The 20,875-nt window shown below is 56.2% G+C and carries 12 protein-coding genes; all 12 read left to right on the forward strand.

Features of this window, described 5'->3' with window-relative positions; genetic code table 11:
* Positions 1–146 precede the first annotated feature (146 nt).
* A complete protein-coding gene (locus tag VN24_RS13720) occupies positions 147–1,022 on the forward strand; it encodes a carbohydrate ABC transporter permease (protein WP_202967394.1) in 876 nt (291 codons plus the stop codon).
* A gap of 13 nt (positions 1,023–1,035) precedes the next feature.
* On the forward strand, positions 1,036–1,857 hold the full coding sequence (locus tag VN24_RS13725; RefSeq protein WP_045670863.1) for a carbohydrate ABC transporter permease: 822 nt from the start codon (positions 1,036–1,038) through the stop codon (positions 1,855–1,857).
* Positions 1,857–3,596 (forward strand): glycoside hydrolase family 66 protein, encoded by a 1,740-nt coding sequence (locus tag VN24_RS13730; RefSeq protein WP_052702943.1) that lies wholly within the window; start codon positions 1,857–1,859, stop codon positions 3,594–3,596. Before VN24_RS13725 ends, VN24_RS13730 begins: the two co-directional genes overlap by 1 nt.
* 818 nt (positions 3,597–4,414) lie before the next feature.
* On the forward strand, positions 4,415–7,321 hold the full coding sequence (locus tag VN24_RS13735) for a glycoside hydrolase family 66 protein (RefSeq protein WP_052702944.1): 2,907 nt from the start codon (positions 4,415–4,417) through the stop codon (positions 7,319–7,321).
* Between the two features lie 352 nt (positions 7,322–7,673).
* Positions 7,674–11,048 (forward strand): carbohydrate-binding protein, encoded by a 3,375-nt coding sequence (locus VN24_RS26345; RefSeq protein WP_052702945.1) that lies wholly within the window; start codon positions 7,674–7,676, stop codon positions 11,046–11,048.
* Positions 11,045–12,898: a glycoside hydrolase family 31 protein gene (locus VN24_RS13745; RefSeq protein ID WP_045670864.1), complete on the forward strand. Its 1,854-nt coding sequence runs from the start codon at positions 11,045–11,047 to the stop codon at positions 12,896–12,898. The genes VN24_RS26345 and VN24_RS13745 overlap by 4 nt, the downstream gene beginning before the upstream one ends.
* Positions 12,899–13,228: 330 nt before the next feature.
* Positions 13,229–13,696: a pyridoxamine 5'-phosphate oxidase family protein gene (locus VN24_RS13750; protein ID WP_045670865.1), complete on the forward strand. Its 468-nt coding sequence runs from the start codon at positions 13,229–13,231 to the stop codon at positions 13,694–13,696.
* Between the two features lie 683 nt (positions 13,697–14,379).
* The gene (locus VN24_RS13760; RefSeq protein ID WP_045670867.1) at positions 14,380–15,402 is read left to right on the forward strand and encodes a LacI family DNA-binding transcriptional regulator; all 1,023 of its coding nucleotides are present in this window, start codon (positions 14,380–14,382) and stop codon (positions 15,400–15,402) included.
* Positions 15,403–15,513: 111 nt separating this feature from the next.
* Entirely contained in the window at positions 15,514–16,881 is a 1,368-nt protein-coding gene (locus VN24_RS13765; protein WP_045670868.1) for an ABC transporter substrate-binding protein, read from the forward strand.
* A gap of 89 nt (positions 16,882–16,970) precedes the next feature.
* Positions 16,971–18,278, forward strand: a complete 1,308-nt coding sequence (locus VN24_RS13770; RefSeq protein ID WP_045670869.1) for a carbohydrate ABC transporter permease — start codon at positions 16,971–16,973, stop codon at positions 18,276–18,278.
* Positions 18,279–18,317: 39 nt separating this feature from the next.
* Positions 18,318–19,145: a carbohydrate ABC transporter permease gene (locus VN24_RS13775; protein WP_045673282.1), complete on the forward strand. Its 828-nt coding sequence runs from the start codon at positions 18,318–18,320 to the stop codon at positions 19,143–19,145.
* Positions 19,146–19,181: 36 nt separating this feature from the next.
* Positions 19,182–20,522 (forward strand): sulfatase family protein, encoded by a 1,341-nt coding sequence (locus VN24_RS13780; RefSeq protein WP_045670870.1) that lies wholly within the window; start codon positions 19,182–19,184, stop codon positions 20,520–20,522.
* The last annotated feature ends 353 nt before the right edge of the window (positions 20,523–20,875 follow it).

The raw sequence follows: 20,875 nt of genomic DNA on the forward strand, positions 1-20,875 counted from the left end.
AGTGAACGCAACTAGAGAAAACGTATGTTGAGCTTAATCGGCAGGAGAATCGAAAAAGACATAAACGCCGCAAACCCGGTATGTCCGCCGGCAGGAACGAAAGACGGGCATGCCGGAAAAGCGGCGCAGGATTGGAGGGAGAGGCTGTGCCACTTTTTCGCGCGGTATCGAATCGGTTGCACTATTTCATGGCGGTTCCGGCTATCGTGCTGTTCGCTTTATTTTTCATCTACCCGCTAACGCAAGGAATCGGGATCAGCCTGACGGATTCAAACGGCGTTACGCAGCCGAACTTTATCGGTTTGCAAAACTTTCTGGATTTCTTTCACGACGACCGGGCGAAAACGGACATTTTCAACACCGTGTTTTTTGCGCTCGGAAGCGCTCCGCTGCTCAATTTGTTCGGCTTTTTGTATGCGCTTGTACTCGACCGTACGTTCAAAGGAAAAAGCGTCGTGCGCGCCCTCGTTTATTTGCCGGCCGTCATCAGCCCGCTCATTATGGGATACGTCTGGTACTTCATTTTGCAGCCGGGAAGAGGCTTTCTGTTTCACATCCTGGAAAGCATGGGTCTCAAAGGCGGCAACTGGCTGGCGGAAGCGAACTCGGCCATCGTTGTGCTTATCCTGGTCAATGTATGGCAGTTCGTCGGCATGACGATGATCATATACTTGGCGGGACTGCAGTCCATTCCGAAGGAGCTGTACGAGGCGGCCGAGATCGACGGGGCCGGTTCCGGCAAAAAGCTGCGTTATATCACGATTCCGATGCTCGTGCAATCGATCAAAATTAATGTCGTCACCAATATAATCGGCTCGCTCTCGGTGTTTGAAATTATTATCGCGTTAACCGACGGCGGTCCGGGGTACAGCACCGAATCGCTGAGCATTTACATTTTGCGCATGCTGTACGGCAGCTTCACCGGCTACTCGACGGCGGTCGCGATGATTCTGTTCGTCATGATCGTCATCCCCGTCTTTGTCTTTATGCGGTTTATCCGCAAGCAAGAGTTTGAAATGTAGGAGGCGCCTTCACATGAAATCGACCCGCAATTTATGGATCTATGCACCCGTTGCCGTGATGGCGCTGCTGTCCCTGATTCCTTTTTATATCCTGCTTTACCTGTCGCTCAACACCCCGTCGCGGACGATGTTCGACGGCGTGCTGATGCTTCCCGATTTTCATTTCGCCAACTATGTCGAAGCTTGGAAGTCGTCGAAAATCGGCACGGCGACGGTCAACTCGCTCATTATAACGGTCGGCGGGGTCGCCATCATCGTCGCGGCGTCGAGCATGGCGGGGTATGCGATCGCGCGCTATTCGAACAAGTTTCACGCCGTGCTGTTCAACACGCTGCTGATCTGCATGATGATTCCGGCCATCATCATTACGGTGCCGCTCTACTCGCTGATGAAATCGATCGGCGGCATCAATACGCATTGGGCGATGATTTTGCTGATGGCGTCCAACGGCCTGCCGTTTGCCGTCTTTCTATACACCGGCTTTATTAAAGGGCTGCCGCGCGAAGTTGAGGAGTCGGCCATAATCGACGGCTGTACGCCGTTCACGGCGTTTTGGCGGGTGACGTTTCACTTTTTGCGACCGGTGACGGCGGCTGTGGTCATTTTGCAAGGATTGGCGGTATGGAACAATTACGGCCAGGCCGTCTTTTTTTTGCAAAGGGAGTCGATGCGGACCATTCCTTTGGCGGTTTCGATGTTTTTTCAACAGTATGGCGCGCAGTGGAACTTAATGGCGGCGGCGTCCGTCATCGGGCTTGCGCCGGCGGTGGCCGCGTTTCTCTTGTTCCAAAAATATTTTATAAAAGGGATAACTGCAGGGGCAGTTAAAGGGTGATGACGATGGTTCCGGTGTTAAAAGATGTCTATCCGCTCAAAGCGCAGTATATGAAAGGCGAGCCGGTTGAAATCGCGATCGAAATCGAAAATTTTTACGATTACGACTATTCGGTGCAGCTGGAAATCGGCATCATGGATTTGAACCGTACGCTGTCCTTGGAAACGATTGTGCTGAAGCTTCCTCCGCAGGCGGTCATGACTCATGTGCTGACAACGGGGCCGTACCAGACGAAAATGGGCGGTTTTGGCGTCGATGTGCTGCTGCACGGGGGAGAAGCGGAGCCGCAGCGGCTGTCGGGTTCTTTCGACGTCGTTGCCGACTGGCGGAAATCGCTGCGGTACGGATTTTTGAGCGATTTCCATCCGCGGGAGGCGGGCGACGAGCAGGATGTCGCGCTGCTGAATAAGCTGCATCTCAATTTGGTGCAGTTCTACGATTGGATGTACCGCCATGACGATCTCGTCTCGCCCGAAGAAGTGTTCACCGATTTGATGGGCAGGGAACTGAGCCTGGGCGTCGTGAAGAAAAAGATCGAGCTCTGCCATAGGTACGGGATGAAGGCGATCGCGTACGGAGCGGTTTATGCCGCCAGCCGGGCCTTCTACGATCGGCATCCGGACTGGGCGCTGTATTATAACAACGGCAAAGTCATCGACTTTATCGATATCTTCTGCATTATGAATATTGCGGAGCAGTCCCCTTGGCACCGCCACATTATCGCCGAATACCGGAAAGCGGTGGAGCAGGTCGATTTCGACGGCATCCATATGGACACTTACGGCTATCCGAAGACAGGATTTTCCAGGCTCGGCGGCGAGCTGAAGCCGGAGCGTCTGGACGGGCAGTTTCCCGTGCTGATTGCGAATACCCGCAGGGAGCTGGAGCAGGTCAGGGACGACGTCTGCCTTATTTTCAACAACGTCGGCAACTGGCCGGTCGACACGGTAGCGGCCGCTCCGCAGGATGCCGTCTACATTGAAGTCTGGAACCCGTACGAGCGGTACCATCACATTGCGCAGATTATTGCCTGGGCGCAGCAGCACGGCGGCGGCAAACCGGTCATTTTGGCCGCTTATTTGGCGCCGTTCCGGCTCGAGCCGGCCGAACAGATCGACCGGGCGCACGTGTCCGCGCTGCTGCTGTCCGCCGTTATTTTCTCCCATGGGGCGAACCATCTGCTGCTCGGGGAAAACGGCGGCGTGCTGACGCAGGGCTATTATGCCGACTATTCGGTCGCATCGGACGCTTTCATCCGCGAAATCCGCAATTATTACGATTTCATGATCCGTTATTTGCACGTGCTGTACGCACCGTCGCTGCGCGACGTGTCGATGACCCATGTCGAGGGGGACAACCTCGAGTATGTGTTCGCCGGCGCGCCGATGTCCACCTACGGCGAAGCCGGCAAGGTGTGGACGGTCGTCCGGGAAAACGAAGCGTACAAGCTGATCAGCTTCATTAACATGACGAACAATGATGAGGATTATTGGAACCGGGGGAAAAAGCGGCCGGCCCCTCAAGGCCCGGTTACGGTACGCATTCTGATGGACCGCGAAGCCGAGTCCGTGTTCATCGCCAGCCCGGATGCGGGCATGGGTGCGCCGCGAGAGGTTGCCGCCGTATACGAGGACAGCCCGCGCGGCTTAACGCTCACGGTTACGATACCGGAGCTGCATATATGGGATTTACTGGTGGTGGAAAAAGGAGAAAAAGGAGCGCTTCGCGGGCAGGTTTGATCTTCCGATCGCCACCGTCCCCGGATTCTTGGATTCGATAAACCCTTACAGGGTTAGAATCCGGGGACAAAAGCGACCGCTACGCTTCTCCAGATTCAAACCCGCCCGCTGCGCTTTCCTTTTTCGGAGGAAAGGGGAGAGGGGCGGCTAGCGCGGAATTGCCGCTTGCCGGGAGAGAAAGCGGAAAAGCAGCCGCTGCACGGGCAGGAGAAAACGGAGTCGCTCCGCGAGGAGAGGAATAAGGAGTGCTCCGCGGGCAGGTTTGATCTTCCGATCGCTGTTGTGGCCGGATTCTTGGATTCAATAAACCCTTAGCAGGGTTAGAATCCGTCCACAAAGGCGAACGCTAACGCTTCTCCAGATTCAAACCTGCCCGCTACGCTTTCCTTTTTCGGAGGAAAGGGCAGGGGCGGCTAGCGCGGGATTACCGCTTGCCGGGAGAGAGAAGGCGGAAGAGGAGCCCTGCGCGGACACAGGAGCTGCTATTTCCCTCCAAACACTCGTTTTTTGCATGTAAGCGGACCTAGGAGCCGTTAATAGCTGTGAATCCTCACAAATTGGCTAATTTCTGAACGAATAACGGCTTCTCTGTCCGCAAATGTTGCAGATGAGCGGTCTCTGCAGGAAATAACGGCTTTACGGTCCGTCTAAGGGTAACCAAGAGCATCCAAGAGCATCTTGTGCCGTTTTTTTGCCGAAAGCTTGCGGCTGCGCTGTTTCGGATTCAATTGGCCTGCTGCGCCTATCTGTAGGAAGGCGGGCTATTTTTCACGAAGATTTTTTGAAAAGCCAATTTTGAACGAGAAGGGAGAATCGTAATGAAGCAAATGAACGCCAGATCTTGTTTGGCTTTGCTCGTCTCGCTTTTGTTATTGTCGGGGGTCGTCCCGCTCCCGGCGAAGGCGGCTGCAAGCGGAATGATCAAACGGGTGTATACCGATAAAGCGAGGTACAACCCCGGAAGCAGCGCCGTGATCAAGGTGGACATGAAAAATGATTCCGGTTCCGCGTATAACGGCAGCGTTAATTTGACGATTCATCATCTTGAGACGCAGGTGTATCAGACGAGTCAGACAGTTAGTCTGTCCGCTGGAGCTTCAACAACGGTAACGTTTAACTGGACGGTCCCGAACCAGGATTTCAAGGGATATTTTGTAAGCGTTTCCGCGGGATCGTCAGCCGGAGCGACGGCTATCGATGTATCCAGCAAGTGGACAAGGTATCCGCGTTACGGATATATGACGGAATTCCCGGTTGGCGAGTCCTCGTCGGCTACGGATGCCCGGGTGAAACAAACGGTGGAGGATTACCATACGAACGCGTTTCAATTGTACGACTGGATGTGGCGGCACGAAAACATGATCAAGCGGACGAACGGAACCGTCGACAGCTCCTGGACCGATTGGAGCGGCAAACATACGATGTCGTGGCCGACGATCCAAAATTTGATCTCGTCCATGCATAACTACAATGCGGCCGCGATGCCGTATACGATGACCTATGCGGCGCTGCAGGATTACGAGAATATTTCCGGCGTCAGCCCACAGTGGGGCATGTTCCATGATAACCTGCACCAGAGCCAGCTCGGCTTCGACTTCGACGACAACAATCCGAATACGGACATGTGGCTGTTCAATCCGGCGAGCAGCGGCTGGCAAAACTATATTTTCGGACAATACCGCGATATTATCGCCACGGCCGGCTTTGACGGCGTCCACCTGGATCAAATGGGCGAGCGTTCCGATCCGTACGATTATAACGGCGGCACGATCGACCTGGACAAAAGTTTTTCCGGATTCATCAACAATTTGCGCGGCAATTTGAACAGCAACGGTTACGCGGACAAAGTGATCACGTTCAACAACGTCGACGGGGCTTCAACCGGATGGGCGTTCAACGACGTGACGAAAAACGCGAACTATGACTTCAGCTACACCGAAATATGGGGGCATGCGGACGATTATATCGAGCTGAAAGATTTGATCGACCAAGGCAGGCGCAACAACGGCCAAAAAGCGATGGTGCTGGCGGCTTATATGAATTTTGAAGAAAATACGGGCACCCGCTACGAGGCGGAGTCGGCTTCGCTGAACGGCGTGAACGTAAACACGAATCATCCCGGATATACGGGCAGCGGTTTTGTTGACGGCTTCGGGGAGACCGGCGATTATGTCCAGTTTACGATTTCGGTGCCGGAGGAAGGCTGGTACGGTCTCGTATTCGACTACGCCAACGATACCGGAACGAACAACTCCCGCAGCTTGTATGTAGACGGCACATTCGTCAAGCAGCTGAAATATTTCCTGGATCAGCCGAATTGGGACACCTGGAAATTTGACGAATCGGCAACCGTCTGGCTGACCCCGGGCACGCATACGGTGAAACTTGCCAAAGAGGCGAACGATACCGGCTATATTAATCTCGACAGCCTCACGCTGGGCACGTTCAATGAACCGTCCGTTCGGTTGACGCAGGCAGCGATTGCGGCAAGCGGCGCGCTCCGCATTGAAATGGGAGAAGGCGACCAAATGCTCGGCCATCCTTACTTTCCGAACCGCGCCAAGCAAATGCGCAACAGTTTGAAGGAAGCGACAAAGGACTACTACAATTTTATAACGGCCTACGAAAATTTATTGTATGACCCGGATGTGTTCAACAACGATTCCGGTAGCCAGTTTGTGGAGATTGCGGGGCAGTCCGTGAGCGGCGAAGGGGCGGCCGGTTCGGTGTGGCAGATGATGAAACGAAGCCCGGATTATACAATCGTCCATTTGATCAACCTGCTGAACAGCACCGATACGAAATGGAGGAACTCCGACAATGCGCCGACTACGCTGACGAATCAGGCGGTAAAAGTGTATATCGGCGGCGACGAGTCGATCTCGAACGTATATTTGGCGTCACCGGAAATTTCGATGGGGGCTACCCAGGAGCTTTCGTTCACGACCGGTACCGACAGCAAAGGGAAGTACGTCTCCTTCACGCTGCCGTCCCTTCAATATTGGGATATGGTCTACATGAAGCGCTCTCTGACGGCGCCGACGAACGATATTTATGAAGCCGAAAACGCGGTGAAAGTTAATTTGGGCGTGAATACCGATCATTCCGGGTATACCGGCAGCGGATATGTCGATCAATTCGCCGATGTGAACGACGGGCTTGCGTTTACGGTAAAAGCGGCAACGACCGACGATCACGTGCTGCGGTTCCGGTACGCGAACGGAGGGTCCGATGCAACCCGCGACGTTTTCGTGGACGGAGTTTTTGCCGGCACGATCGGCTTTAAAGGATTAGGAGACTGGGATACTTGGGGCTTCGGAGAGCTGACCGTTTCATTGAAGCAGGGCGTTCATACCGTAACGCTTTGGAAACGGGTCTCGAATACCGGAGCGATTAATTTGGATCATTTGGACTTGGATAAAACGTATGTCTGGCAGTTTGACCGTCAAATCACCTCGGTTCCCGCCGGTTACCGGGTCACGTTCCGGACGGGCGCGTCGGGATGGGTGCACTCGGGAACGAACAATTGGCAAAACGTTACCGATTCAATGATGCGGCCTAACGGATCGGGCAACGATGACCTGGACTACGAAATTTCCGTTGGGCCGTTCGCATCGGGCACGACCGTCGATGCCACGTTCCTGTGGGACGACAATGGAAACGGCGTGCTTGAGGAGAGCACCGACCGCTGGGAAGGAACGGATTTTCATATTTCGGTAGAGTGAAAAAGGAAGGCGCTATGCAGGATGGTTTGATCTTCCGATCGCTGTTGTGGCCGGATTCTTGAATTCGATAAACCCTTAGCAGGGTTAGAATCCGTCCACAAAGGCGAACGCTGACGCTTCTCCAGATTCAAGCCATCCCGCGCCGTCGCGCCTCCCGCGGGAAACTGCGCGAGGCCAAATCTCCACATTTAAACAGCAGCAAAGCGGCAGCATTCGAAAGGGATGCCGCCGCTTAACCTGCCTCTGCTTTAAATGCCTCTTTCACCACCCACTTGACTTTTCTTTAGAAAGCGGTTTCATTTTCCGGGAAATTTTAATAGCGGAAAAATTTCAATAAATAAGGAGGATGAACATGAAACGCGTTTTGACGCGAGAGCTATCAAAATTTTTGATCGGTTTGTTGGCCGTGATCCTCTGCTTTAGCTTGGCGGCGGGAACAGGATTTGCCCGGGACAGTGCAGCGACCCGCAAAGGCGTGCCGCCGCTGTACTGGATGGCATATGAAACGCCGTTTACGACGAACACGCCGCTTACGGAAGCCCGCTGGAAAGCGAATGTGGACTGGTTTGCGGCGAATTTTTTGCCTTACGGCTACGATATGGTCAGCACGGACGGCTGGATCGAAGGCGCGACGATGACGAACGCGAACGGATATATTTTAAGCTACAACGATTCGTGGATCACGAACAACCCTGCGTCGGAAACGGTTACGGGCACCGACACGTGGGCCGATTGGGGCGGCTATGTGCAGAGCAAAGGGCTCAAGCTGGGCGTCTATTACAATCCGCTCTGGGTTTCGCCGTTCGCCGTTGAGGATACGAGCAAAAAGGTGGCCGGCAGGCCGGGCATCAGCATCCGCGACATTGTGGACTTGAATTACGACTGCGACGGCGACGGCATCGCCGACGGCGACCGGTTCAATACGGGACAGCCGAATCCGCTCTATTGGGTCGATGTGACGAAACCGGGAGCCGAGGAATACGTGAAGGGCTACGTCAACTATTTCAAATCGATCGGCGCGAAGTTTCTGAGGGTCGATTTTCTGTCCTGGTACGAGAACGGCAAAGAAGGAACGACGCCGTTAACGTGCAAAAAAGACGAGAACGGCAACGGCTACGGCCAGCAAAAAGATCACGGGCGCGCCAATTACGAGACAGCGCTGCGCTGGATGTCCGAAGCGGCCGGAGACGATTTGACGCTTAGCCTCGTCATGCCGCATCTGTACAATCACGGCGAGATTGAGAAAAAATACGGCGACATGATCCGCATTGACGAGGATGTGTTCGGCGGCGGCTGGGACCATATTAGCGGCAGAAGGCAAACGTGGAGGAACGGCTGGTCGCAGTGGGCCAATCCGTTTCAGGGACTGACGGGCTTTTCCGATCTGGCCGGACGCACCTCGATGATCAATGACGCCGATTTCCTGCGGATGAACACGTTCAGCGGCCCTTACGCGGACAACGAGCGGAAAACGGCCGTGTCGCTGCTGACGATGGCCGGCGCTCCGATTGCCGTTGCGGATCAGTACGATACGATCGGATCATCCGCGCCGATTTATCAAAATCCGGAAATGATCGAGCTGCCGAAAAGCGGCTTTGCCGGAAAACCGGTCTACCTTAGCGGAGCGCCTTATGAACCGGAGACAGACGGGCAAAACGATACCGGCAGCCGCGATACCGAGCGCTGGGCGGGGCAGCTGCCGAATGGGGATTGGGTGGTCGGGCTGTTCAACCGCTCCGATGCGAACAAAACGCTCTCCATGAACTTTGCAAGCGTCCTTGGCCTGCAAACGGATGCGCTCGTGCGCGACCTGTGGGCTCATGAGGAACTGGGCTACAAGACGTCACATTCGGTTGATCTGGCCCCTCACGACAGCTCTGTCTTTAAAGTGATCCCGAAAACATTCACCCGCAAATACGAAGCGGAAGTGACGGCACTAACGGGCGGCGCCTCGTTCAACAACGACCATACGGGATATTCCGCTTTCGGGTTTGCCCAGAAGCTGGACACTCCGGGGGCGAAAGCGACGTTTGCCATCGAAGTTCCGGAGGCGGGAACGTATAAGCTTAATCTGCGTTACGCGAATGCCAAAGGCGCGGACAGCACCGTCACGCTGCGCGTCGAAGATGCCGACAAGAACCAGATCGCGAGTCCGCATACCGTCGTGCTGCCGAATTTACCGGACTGGAACACGTGGGCCGATAAAACGGAGTCCGTCACTTTGGCGAAAGGTCTTAATCTGGTTCAGCTCGATTTTACGTCCGGCGATACCGGCGGCATCAACCTCGATTATATCGAGCTGCTAGGCCGAACAGGTAATGCCGCGGTCAATCCCGGGTTTGAAACCGGCGGCATCGACGGCTGGACGGAGTGGCATCCGGGCGGGCAGGCGGCCGCATACGGCGTCGACTCCGCCGACGTGCACGGCGGGACGAACAAGCTTTACTTTTATGCGGCATCGAAATACCAGCAGAGCATCCATCAGACGATCAGCGGACTGGCAAACGGAACATATATCGTATCGGCATGGGTGAAGCGTCAGCATGCGGTACCGGATGTGTCCCGTATGGAAATTTCGCAGCACGGCACGCCGCAGGTCAATGTCACCATTAACGGCAGCGGCCAGTATGAGCAAATTTCGGCAACCGTGCCGGTGACGAGCGGAACGCTGGACGTCGGTTTTTACGTCTCTTCGCCGGGCGGAACTTCGCTGCAGATCGACGATGTGCGGGTGGAACGGGCGGATATCCCGCTTTTCAACTCCGATTTCGCGGACGTTTACCATCATTGGTCGCGCAAGGGCGACATAGCCTATTCAAAAATCAGTGCCGAAGCGGGCGGCAATAAATATGCCGATTTGTACGGCACGCAGCCGTTCACGAACGATTTGTTCCAATATGCGAATTTGACGGCGGGGACGTACACGCTCCAGGCGAAGGTGCGACGCAGCGGCACATTCAACAATGCGGTCATCTACGCCGACGCCTCCGGACAGTCATACACGGCGGCCGTTCCCGCTTCTGCGGATTGGACGACGGTCACGATCCCCGGCATCGAAGTGACGGGAGAAGGCGAAGCGGCGAAGCTCGGCTTTTGGACCGATGCCGGTGCCGGCAGCTGGCTCCACATCGACGATGTGGAGCTGATTAAGAACGAACCCGGACAGCAGGCGATGGGCAGCTATGTATCCCATGCGCAGCAAGGCAATGCGGTCACGTTTACGCTCAGCAATACGCCGAAAGTGAGGATCGAGTTCATCAAACCGGAGATCGCCAAAGTATGGATGGAGCCGGGCGGCATGTTCGATAAAGACAGCTCGTTTACGGTCGACAGCGAGTCATCCGCTCCGGTATCTTACACGGTCAGCGACCAGGGCGGCTATATCCGCATGATGTCGTCCGGCCTGACGGTACGCGTCAACAAATCGCCGTTCCGGATCGATTATTATGACGCTTCAAATACGAGTTACATCACAGGGGAGCGCAGCGCGTCCGGTCTTGCCTACGGATCGGGAACGAGAGTGTACGAGTATATGAACATGGATCCCGGCGAGCGGTTTTACGGACTCGGGATTGACCGCGATGCGCAGTCGCTCGACCGCCGCGGCAAAAGGGTCGTCATGGACAATGTAATGTCGGGCGGATACGGCGGCAATACGTCCGATATATCCGGCACATTTTTCACGAGCACGAAAGGTTACGGCATTTTTTCGACAATACGTATATGAACGCCGCGTTCGACATGGGGCAGGAGAGCCCGGATTATTACAGTTTCGGCGCGCCGGACGGCGAGATGGTGTACTACTTCATTAACGGCCCGACAATGGCGGGTGTGGCGTCACGTTACGCAGAACTTACCGGAGGAGCGCCGCTGCCGCCGAAATGGGCGCTCGGCTACATTCAATCCAAATACGGCTATGAGAGCTGGTCGGAGGTAAATGCGGTCGTCGACGAGTTCCGCACGAGAGGCATTCCGGTCGATGGGATGGTACTCGATGTCTATTGGGCGGCGCCAAACCATTATTTCGATTTCACGTGGAACAGTGCGGGCGGATTTGCAAATCCGGCCGCGAATCTGGCAGCTCTCCGCAGCAAAGGGATTAAAGTGACCAATATTGTCGACCCTTATGTGCAGCAGACGGCGTCGAACTACGGTGACGGCAATACAAACGGCTACTTTGCCAAGCAGGGCGGCGCGACAAAGGTTTATCAGGCGTGGTACGGCCCTTCCGGTCTGATTGATTACACGAACCCGGCTGCTGCGGTCTGGTTTACGAACGATCCGGCCCATACGAAGGACGTCCGCCAATTGTGGGACGACGGCGTCCGCGGCTGGTGGATCGACCTGAACGAACCGGAAACGCCGGTCAATCCGGCGGACGAATTCATGCGCGGAACGGCCGACAAGGTTCACAACGTGTATGCGCTGAGCGAGGCGAAAGCGTTCTACGATGCGCAGCGGAGCTACACGGATGAACGGGTATGGAATCTGGCCCGCTCGGGATTTTCCGGCATTCAGCAGTACGGAACGACGGTATGGACCGGCGACGTGGACGCCTCGTGGGATGCTCTGACGCATAATCTGCAGCTCGGAATGAGCGCGGGCATGTCCGGCATTCCTTACGTCGCGACCGATACCGGCGGATTTAACGGGAAGCCGTCGGCGGAGCTGTATACGCGCTGGATGCAGGCGTCGGCGTTCATGCCGATTTTCCGCGCGCACGGCTGTGAATGCGGCGATCCGACGAACACGAGAGAGCCGTGGGCGTTCGGGACTACGGCAGAGGGAATCGTGAAGGATGCCATCAAGCAGCGGTACCGGATGCTTCCGTACATTTATTCGGCGGCCAAAGATACGCTTGCAAGTGGTACGCCAATGATGAAGCCGCTCGTGGCGGATTACCCCGGCGATGCGAATGCGGCGAATCTGCAGGATCAGTGGATGTTCGGACCGTCGCTGCTTGTAGCGCCGGTGCACGCCGCAGGTGCGACCAGCCGCTCGGTTTATCTCCCGTACGGGACATGGTACGACTGGAACAGCGGCTCCAAATGGAGCGGCGGTCAAACCATCACGTACAGCGCGCCGCTGGAGACGATTCCGGTGCTCGTCAAGGAAGGGGCGATCGTACCGCTCGGCAAAGATATGAATTATGTCGGGGAAACAGCGGACGATTTTATCAACCTGAAGGTGTATCCGCTCGCCGCGGGAGGCACTTCCAGTTATTCGCTTTATGAAGACGACGGATTGACCTACGGCTATGAAACGGGCGGGAGCAGGGAGACGTCGATTATAGTGAACAAGGGCAGTTCCGCGATCAGCCTGAACATCGGGGCGGCGCAGGGAAGCTACCCGGGCCAGCCGAATAGCAGGCAGTGGCGCTCCGAAGTGAAGACGGAATCGCTCAATGTCGCCACCGTCAAACGGAACGGCACGGCGCTGACCAAAGTAAACACGTTCAGCGAGTTTAACACCGGTACGGACGTCTGGTACAACGATGCCGCTTCGGGCACGGTGTATATTCAAACGGCCTTCGTGCCGACGACGCAAGCGCAGACGATCGAGTTGACGAGCAGTTGACGACGAAAGGCCAATTAAAGACTGGCCCATAACGGGTAAATAATGGAGCGTAACTTAAATGAACCTACCGTCCCGCAGCGCGGCAACAACGCGGCGGGACGGTATTTTTTTCGAATCGTACCCGTTACCGGCACCTTCTCATCTGCCTCCGCTGACGGTTCTCCCAAAATATAATTCGACGCATCAAATGCAAGGAAGCAGATGACCTCCGCGATTTCCAACGGGGCTAATGGATCGTTTGCGTTATATGCCGCTGACCGTTATCGTTAGAGTTGATTCTGTTTGCGGATCGTTCGGGTGATTTTAGGAGCAGGAAAGGATGTGCGAAAAATGAAGCAGGAGCAGGCGCTTCTTTCGGAGGAGCTGTTCGGGCTGCTGAACGGAACCAATATTGCGGACAAACAGCACGAAGCGATTATGCTGCAGACGGTCGGAGCGGACATGTGGCCGCACACGGCGATGATCAGCGTCGGGGAGCTGTTGGCGCTCGACCGCAGCAATCTGCGGCTCGGCTTGTGGGCAGGAACGCGCACGGCGGAAAATATTATCCGCACGGGCAAAGCCGCTTTCGCGTTATGCTACAAAGGGAAGGCGCATTACGTGAAGCTGTCTCTGGAGCAGCTTGCGCCGCTGCCGGGCGCCCGCTTTCCGGGCGAACGGTTTGCGGCGACAGTGACGGAAACGCGCGAGGATGAGGCAAAGTACGCGGCCATCACGTCGGGAGTGCAAATCCAGCTGCTCGACCCCGGTTCGGTTTTGGAGCGGTGGGCGCAAACGATTCGGGAGCTGAAGAGTTGACCCGTTGATGCTGGATCCGCCGATCGGTAAGATGGCTGAACCGCTGTTTCGGCAGCGTGGCTGATAAGATGATTTGTTGGTCGAATGTCGGCACCGTATTCCGCGCCGAGAGCCGCACGCGGCAGAACAGATCCGATGATCCGAAGGCCTAGATCGACGGGTCCACTTCACTTTTTTCTAAATCCAACTTGACGGATAGGAATTAACGTGATAACTTGTTAACAACAACAAACGAGTGGTGAACAAACGAGAGAGCTGAGGCTTAAGCAATATACACTCTTCTTGTTGGGAGTGAAAAGCTTTTCAGCTGTTTCATTCGGCAAGCGGACAACCGCGCAGCCGAACTTCTGCTCCACCATAAAAAAGGAGAGCGGAGCGGGCGGATTGTTCTGGAGAAGCGCATGCGTTCGCCTGAAGGCTTTCTGCAAGAAAGCCACTTCGGAAGCATATGCTTTGTTCTTGGATTTCTACCATTACATGGGTTATAAAATCAAGAAATCCTAAGGACGACAGCGATCGTAAGAATAATCGGCCCACGCAGCGACATATTTTTGAGCCTACTGGAACAACCAGCGGCCTACTTTTATTCCTTTCGGACCATCGAAGGGAGAAGTAGGCCTTTTTGTTTCGGGCAAAGGGGATGAAAGCAGCTTTTCACTATTGCGCCGAAGCGGGGAAGAACGATGAAATCGACGATTAAAGACGTCGCACGGCTGGCTAACGTTTCGATCAGCACCGTTTCGCGAGTGTTAAACAATCCGGAGATCGTAGTGCCCGAGAAACGGGAAAAAGTGCTGGAAGCGATTCAAAGGCTGCACTATTCCCCCAACGCGCTGGCCAGAGGGCTCATCCACAAGCGGACCCAAACGCTGGGCGTGCTCATTCCGGATATTTCGAATCTGTTTTATTCCGCCGTGCTCAGAGGAATGGAGGATGCGGCCCACCGGTCGGGCAACAACCTGATCATTTGCAATACGGACAACAACCGCGAGCGCCGCAGCTCGATTCTAAGCGTGCTCAACGAAAAACAGATCGACGGCGTCGTGTGGACGAGCGAGCCGGTTGACTCCGGCAGCTACGAGCTGTTCGGGAAGTTTGGTTTTCCGGTGGTGCTTGCCGCCACGCACAGTCTGGAGTTCGAGCTTCCGTCGGTCAAGATCGACGAAGAACAGGCCGCCTACGATGCGGCGGAGTATTTGATCCGGCGCGGGCATACACGCATCGGCATGATCAGCGGGCCGGCGGCCGATCCGATATCGGGGCATCCGCGCATCCGCGGTTTTCTGCGGGCATTGGACGATTACGGCATTGAGGGGGACGCGCAGTCAAACATCGAGTACGGAAAGTACCATTTTGAGAACAGCTACACCGCAATGAGCAAGCTTTACGCCAAGCTGCCGGATATGACGGCGGTGTTTGCTTCAAGCGACGAACGGGCGCTGGCGGCCATTTCGTTCCTGCATGACAACCGGATCAAAGTGCCGGATGACATTTCCGTCATCAGCTTCGACAATACCCGGATGGCGGGCATGAGTACGCCAAGGCTGACGGCCGTTGCCCAGCCGCTGTACGATATCGGCTATTTGGCTGTCGCGAAATTGATTGGATTGATCAACGGGGAGCCGCCGCAGCAGCTCAGAACGTACGTGGCACATTCCATCGTGGAACGCGATTCGGTCAGCGACCGGGGAGCAGGCGGGTTCTGATGCAGCGTCGCAGCCGACGCTTCGTCTGAAAAGCTTTTCAGATAGCAAAAAGCAATTTAAACAATGGAACAATGGAATGTAAAAATCAAACCTTCAGGAGGGCGAAACAATATGGCAAACAAATTATGGAGTCTCGGCTTAAGCGTCACACTTGTGGGAGGACTGCTCGCCGGGTGCGGCAGCTCGGGCGGCAATTCCGCAGGCAATTCGGCCGAAAGCAGCAGCGGTTCCGCAGAGCAGAGCAATGCGTCCAGTCAAACGTCGAACCAGAGCGAAACGTCCGGCAGCCAGGCAGCTTCCGGCGGAAAGGTGAAAATCGTGTTCGGCCAGGGCGCCGATCAAACGGAAGGGACGAAGAAGCTGATCGCGGCTTTCGAGGCGAAGCATCCGGAAATCGAGGTGGAGGTGCGCGAGTTTCCGAACGATTCCTCGCAAATGCACGACCAGCTGGTTACGATTTTAAGCGGCAAATCGTCGGAGCTGGACGTCGTCAATCTGGACGTCACCTGGCCGGCCGAATTTGCGCAAGCCGGATTTTTGCAGCCGCTTGACCGCCAAATCCAGAAGGACGGCATCGACACGAGCCAATATTTAGAAGGCGGCGTCAATGCCGGTTACTACAACGGCCAGCAGTGGGCGCTGCCCCGCTACAACAACGCCGGCCTGCTTTATTACCGCACGGACATTGTGAAAGAAGTGCCCAAAACGTGGGACGAGCTGCTCAAGCAAGCCGAGCAGTTGAAGGGCAAGGGAGGCACGCAGTACGGATTTGTCACGCAGGGCAAGCAGTATGAAGGGCTGGCCGTCGGCTTTACGGAGCTGGTCAGCGCTTACGGCGGCACCATTCTGGATGACAAAGGCAATGTGGCCGTCAACAGCCCTGAGGCGCTGAAAGGGCTGAAGAAGCAAATCGAACTTTTGAATTCGCCCGCCGTCCCGTCCAACATTAACACGTTCACCGAGAAAGAAACGCTGACCGCCTTTATCGAAGGCAGCGCCGTGTTCGCTCGGCACTGGCCGGCCCTTTACGCGCAGGCGAACGACCCGTCCAAATCGAAGATTGTCGGCAAGGTAGGCATTGCGCCGCTGCCTGCGGGTGACGCCCGTTCGGCTGCCGCTCTGGGCGGCTGGCTCGCGGCCGTCAGCAAATATTCCGCGCATCCGCAGGAATCGTGGGAGTTTCTGAAGTTTCTGATCAGCGAGGAAGGGGAAAAAATCATCGCCGTCAACAGCACGCAAACGCCGACCTACCTGAAGCTGTTCGACGATCCGGAGGTGCAGAAGGCGAGTCCGCTGTACGCGAACCGCGACTTCATGAACGGACTGAGCAGCGCGGTTCCGCGCACGATCACGCCGCAGTATGCGAAAATTTCCGGCCTGATCCAAGTGGAAGTTTCCAAGGCGGTGGCCGGGCAGCAGACGCCGGAGCAAACGCTCGCTAATTTGGAAAAGGAGATCAAACAAGCCGTTTCCCAGTAACGAAAACAAGAGACTTTAGGCAAATGGAGAGTCATGCTCACGGCTCTTCATTTGCCGTTATGTATGACTAAAAAGGGGTGACCCGTTCCATGCCGTTCAAACGAAATGGAAGAAAGACCGAAAGCCGGATCGCTTACGCGATGATACTGCCGGCGGTGCTGATCATTGCCTTGATTGCGGTTTGGCCGCTCATTCGGTCGTTCTGGATCAGCCTTTACGATCTGCGTCTGAACGATCCCGCGCGCAATGAAATGCACGCCGAATATTCGATCGATATGGAGAAATACGCAAATACGATGCCGTTTCTGATCGGGGCGATCAATAAGGAAGTGGGCTCCGCAGACGGAGATGCGAAAACCCGGCTAACTGCGCTCGCGGACCGCGTCCGGGAGCTCGGGGAGTCACTGAAGAGCGATCCGGCTTTTGCCGCCAGAGAGCAGGAGGTGAATCGGCTGCTCGACGACTTCAAGCCGGTGCCGGATCCATTGAAACAACTGACGATCGACGACGCAAAGGCCGAGCAGCTGCGCGCCGGAATGACGGAAATCCGCAGCGAGCTGCAAAAGCTCAAAGGTGGCGGGTCGCTGGAGCGCCCCGATGAAGCGGTCGGTCTGACGAAGGCGGTTCAGGATTCGCTGGCGTCTCCGAACTTTGTCGGGCTGGCGCATTATAAAGCGCTGCTGTCGGGAAACCGTCTATGGGCGGCGCTCAGCAATACCGCGCTGTTCACTGTGCTTGCAGTTTCACTGGAAATGCTGATCGGCCTCTTGATCGCGTTGCTTATAAACCGGACGTTCAGGGGCCGCGGTCTCGTGCGGGCGGCCGTGCTCATTCCGTGGGCGACGCCGACGGCGGTATCCGCGATGATCTGGCACTTTTTGTACGACGGGCAGAATGGGATCGTCGCCAAGCTGTTTGCCGCGGCCGGCATCATTCCCAATATGGGAGCGATGCTGTCGACGCGGGGGTGGGCGATGGCTTCTGTTGTCATGGCCGACGTGTGGAAAACGGCGCCTTTCGTCGCGCTGCTGCTGCTCGCCGGCCTGCAATCCATTCCCGATTCCCTGTATGAAGCGGCGCGTGTGGACGGCGCGAGCCGGTGGCGGCAGTTCGTCCATGTGACCGTTCCGATGCTGAAGCCCGCTTTTTTCGTCGCCTTAATGTTTCGGACGCTGGACGCTTTCCGGGTGTTCGATCTCATTTACGTGCTGACGGGCGGAGGCCCGGCCAATTCGACGGAATCGATCTCCATTTACGCTTACAAGACGATGTTCAGCGAGCTGGACTTCGGCACGGGCTCGGCGCTTTCCGTCATTTTGTTCGTATGCGTGCTGCTGATCAGCATGGTTTACGTGAAGCTTCTCGGATCCGATGCGCTCGGCAGACGGGCGGGGTAGCGGTACCTTGGAGATGAAAAGAGAGGGGGAAACAGGATGATGAGCAAAAAAGCGGGGCCGTTATTTTACGGCGCGACGGCCGCATTCGTGCTGACGGTGATGTTCCCCTTTTTGTGGGTGCTGCTCGCTTCCGTCAAGTCGCCGAGCTATTTGTACGGCCGCTACGCTTTTTCGGTGATCGTACCGGGGTATACGCTGGACAACTATTTGTCTGTATTCCAAAATCACCCGTTCGGCGGGTACCTGCTGAACAGCTTGACGGTCGGGGTGATGACGATGGCCGTCGCGATCGTCGTCGCGTCGTTTGCTTCTTATGCAATTGCCAGACTGCACTTCCCGGGCAAAACGCTGTTTCTCGGGCTGCTGCTGGCCGTCTCGATGTTTCCGCAGATCGCGACGATATCGCCGCTGTTTCTGTTCATGCAGCAGGCCGGCCTGCGCAACAGTTACTTCGGGCTTGTCATTCCGTACGTCACCTATGCGCTGCCGCTTGCGATCTGGTATATGACGACGTTCTTCAAGCAAATCCCGCGCGAGCTGGAGGAAGCGGCCAAAGTGGACGGCGCGTCGGTATTCGTCGTCTTCTCCCGGATTCTCGTGCCGCTCGTCTCGCCGGGGTTGTTCACGACCGCCATCGTCGTTTTCGTCGAGGCGTGGCACGAATTTCTGTTCGCGCTCACGATCAATACAAAGGAGTCGATGATGACCGTGCCGGTCGGCATCGCGATGTTTCAAGGGGAGTTCACCTTCCCCTGGGGCGAAATTTCGGCGGCGACGGTGACCGTCACGGTGCCGATCGTGCTGCTGGTGCTGCTGTTTCAGCGCCGCATCATATCCGGCATTACGTCGGGCGCGGTAAAAGAGTAACGAAACCGATCCTACACTTGGAAGGGGCCAATTATAATGAATCGAAAAAATATTTTGTTCCTGATCTCCCACGATACCGGTCGTTATTTGGGGTGCTACGGCAAATCCGTGCAGACGCCGGCCATTGACGCCTTGGCGGAAGAGGGAGTGCGCTTCGACAATTACTTTTGTCCGGCTCCGCAGTGCAGCCCGAGCCGCGCCAGCATCATCTCCGGCCTGTATCCGCAAAATCACGGCATGATCGGGCTCAGCCATCTCGGCTTCTCGATGAAAGCCGCCGTCACGACACTGCCGATGGCGCTCGGGCGGGCGGGCTACGATACGGCGCTGATCGGCTTCAGCCATGAAACGATCGATGAGCCGAACAGCGCGATCCGCTCGTCCACCTATAAGCTCGGGTACGATGAGGTGCTGCCCGTTCCCGGCGACCGCGCGCCGGACGTCGCCGAGCGGGTGGCCGCTTACCTGCAGGAGAGAGCGGACGGCGAGCGGGAGCGGCCGTTTTTCGCCTCGGTCGGCTTCTTTGAAACGCACCGCGACTTCGACGAATACGAACCTGTCGCCGACCCTTCAGATTCTATTCTGCCGCCCGCATACTTGCCGGATACGCCGAACGTGCGGGACGATTTTGCGCTGCTGCACGGCTCGGTCAAAACGCTCGATCAAGGAATCGGCCGCATTTTGTCTGCGCTGGAAGCTTCGGGGTTGTCCGATGACACGCTTGTCGTGTACACGACCGACCACGGCATCGCGTTTCCGCGCGCCAAAGGGACGCTGATGGACGCCGGCCTCGAAACGGCGCTCATTATGCGCGGCCCCGGCGTGCTCGAAGGCGGCACTGTCGTGGACAGCCTGCTGTGCAACGTCGACCTGATGCCGACGCTGCTGGAGTTTGCGGGAGCGGACATTCCGTCCGGCCTCGACGGCCGCAGCTTCTGGGGACTGCTGCAGAAGGAGAAGGAATACGCGGCGCGGGACCACTTTTTCTCGGAGCTGACCTGGCACGATCTGTACCACCCGATGCGCGGCATCCGGACGGAACGGTACAAATATATCCGCAACTTCGAGGACGGCCCGTCCGTCTATTTGCCGCTGGACATTCATGTGAGCTTGTCCGGTCAGGATGTGCGCGACGGTTATTATAAGCCGAATGTGCCCGAGGAGCTGTACGATCTAAGCCATGACCCGCTGGAGGAACATAATTTGGCGGACGACCCTGGCCATGCGCACATTTTGCAGGAGCTGCGCGGCAAGGTCGAGGACTGGATGAAACGCAGCGATGACCGGCTGCTGTCCGGCAAGGTGCCGGGCATCGCCGCGCCCGAATGGCAGGCGCAATTCGATAACGGAACGGCTTATGGCGCGAAGCGCGGGTAGGCGGCTATTCGGGTAAAAAAAATCGGTCCGGGCGAGAGGCCCGTACCGATTTTCATTGAACGCATCGCCTGCGGCGATGGGGTCGTAGGTTCAGCCCGCGACCTTCGAGAGCTAACGGCTGGCAAAGACGTTATTTTGCTCAAAATGCCCTATTGCAAAATGTAACGGTTTTGAGAGACCTTATCTGATGGTTTTCGCCCAAACAGGGCTATTCTTGCAACCAATAGCTGCGCTCATCGCCGTTAGAAATTCAAAGGGGTCATTTTTATTAAATTAGCGGTAATGGCAGCCGTTAGAAAATAACCCGGCATCCACCACTCCCTCATCCGGAACGAATCGAACCGGGCGAATCG

The sequence above is a fragment of the Paenibacillus beijingensis genome (assembly GCF_000961095.1).
GTDB lineage: Bacteria > Bacillota > Bacilli > Paenibacillales > Paenibacillaceae > Paenibacillus_O > Paenibacillus_O beijingensis.

Excerpts from the sequence above, each read along its gene's own strand:
- VN24_RS13725 (WP_045670863.1), top strand. The coding sequence starts at position 1,036 with ATGAAATCGACCCGCAATTTATGGATCTATGCACCCGTTGCCGTGATG.
- VN24_RS13730 (WP_052702943.1), top strand. The coding sequence starts at position 1,857 with ATGACGATGGTTCCGGTGTTAAAAGATGTCTATCCGCTCAAAGCGCAG.
- VN24_RS13735 (WP_052702944.1), top strand. The coding sequence starts at position 4,415 with ATGAAGCAAATGAACGCCAGATCTTGTTTGGCTTTGCTCGTCTCGCTT.
- VN24_RS26345 (WP_052702945.1), top strand. The coding sequence starts at position 7,674 with ATGAAACGCGTTTTGACGCGAGAGCTATCAAAATTTTTGATCGGTTTG.
- VN24_RS13745 (WP_045670864.1), top strand. The coding sequence starts at position 11,045 with ATGAACGCCGCGTTCGACATGGGGCAGGAGAGCCCGGATTATTACAGT.
- VN24_RS13750 (WP_045670865.1), top strand. The coding sequence starts at position 13,229 with ATGAAGCAGGAGCAGGCGCTTCTTTCGGAGGAGCTGTTCGGGCTGCTG.
- VN24_RS13760 (WP_045670867.1), top strand. The coding sequence starts at position 14,380 with ATGAAATCGACGATTAAAGACGTCGCACGGCTGGCTAACGTTTCGATC.
- VN24_RS13765 (WP_045670868.1), top strand. The coding sequence starts at position 15,514 with ATGGCAAACAAATTATGGAGTCTCGGCTTAAGCGTCACACTTGTGGGA.
- VN24_RS13770 (WP_045670869.1), top strand. The coding sequence starts at position 16,971 with ATGCCGTTCAAACGAAATGGAAGAAAGACCGAAAGCCGGATCGCTTAC.
- VN24_RS13775 (WP_045673282.1), top strand. The coding sequence starts at position 18,318 with ATGAGCAAAAAAGCGGGGCCGTTATTTTACGGCGCGACGGCCGCATTC.
- VN24_RS13780 (WP_045670870.1), top strand. The coding sequence starts at position 19,182 with ATGAATCGAAAAAATATTTTGTTCCTGATCTCCCACGATACCGGTCGT.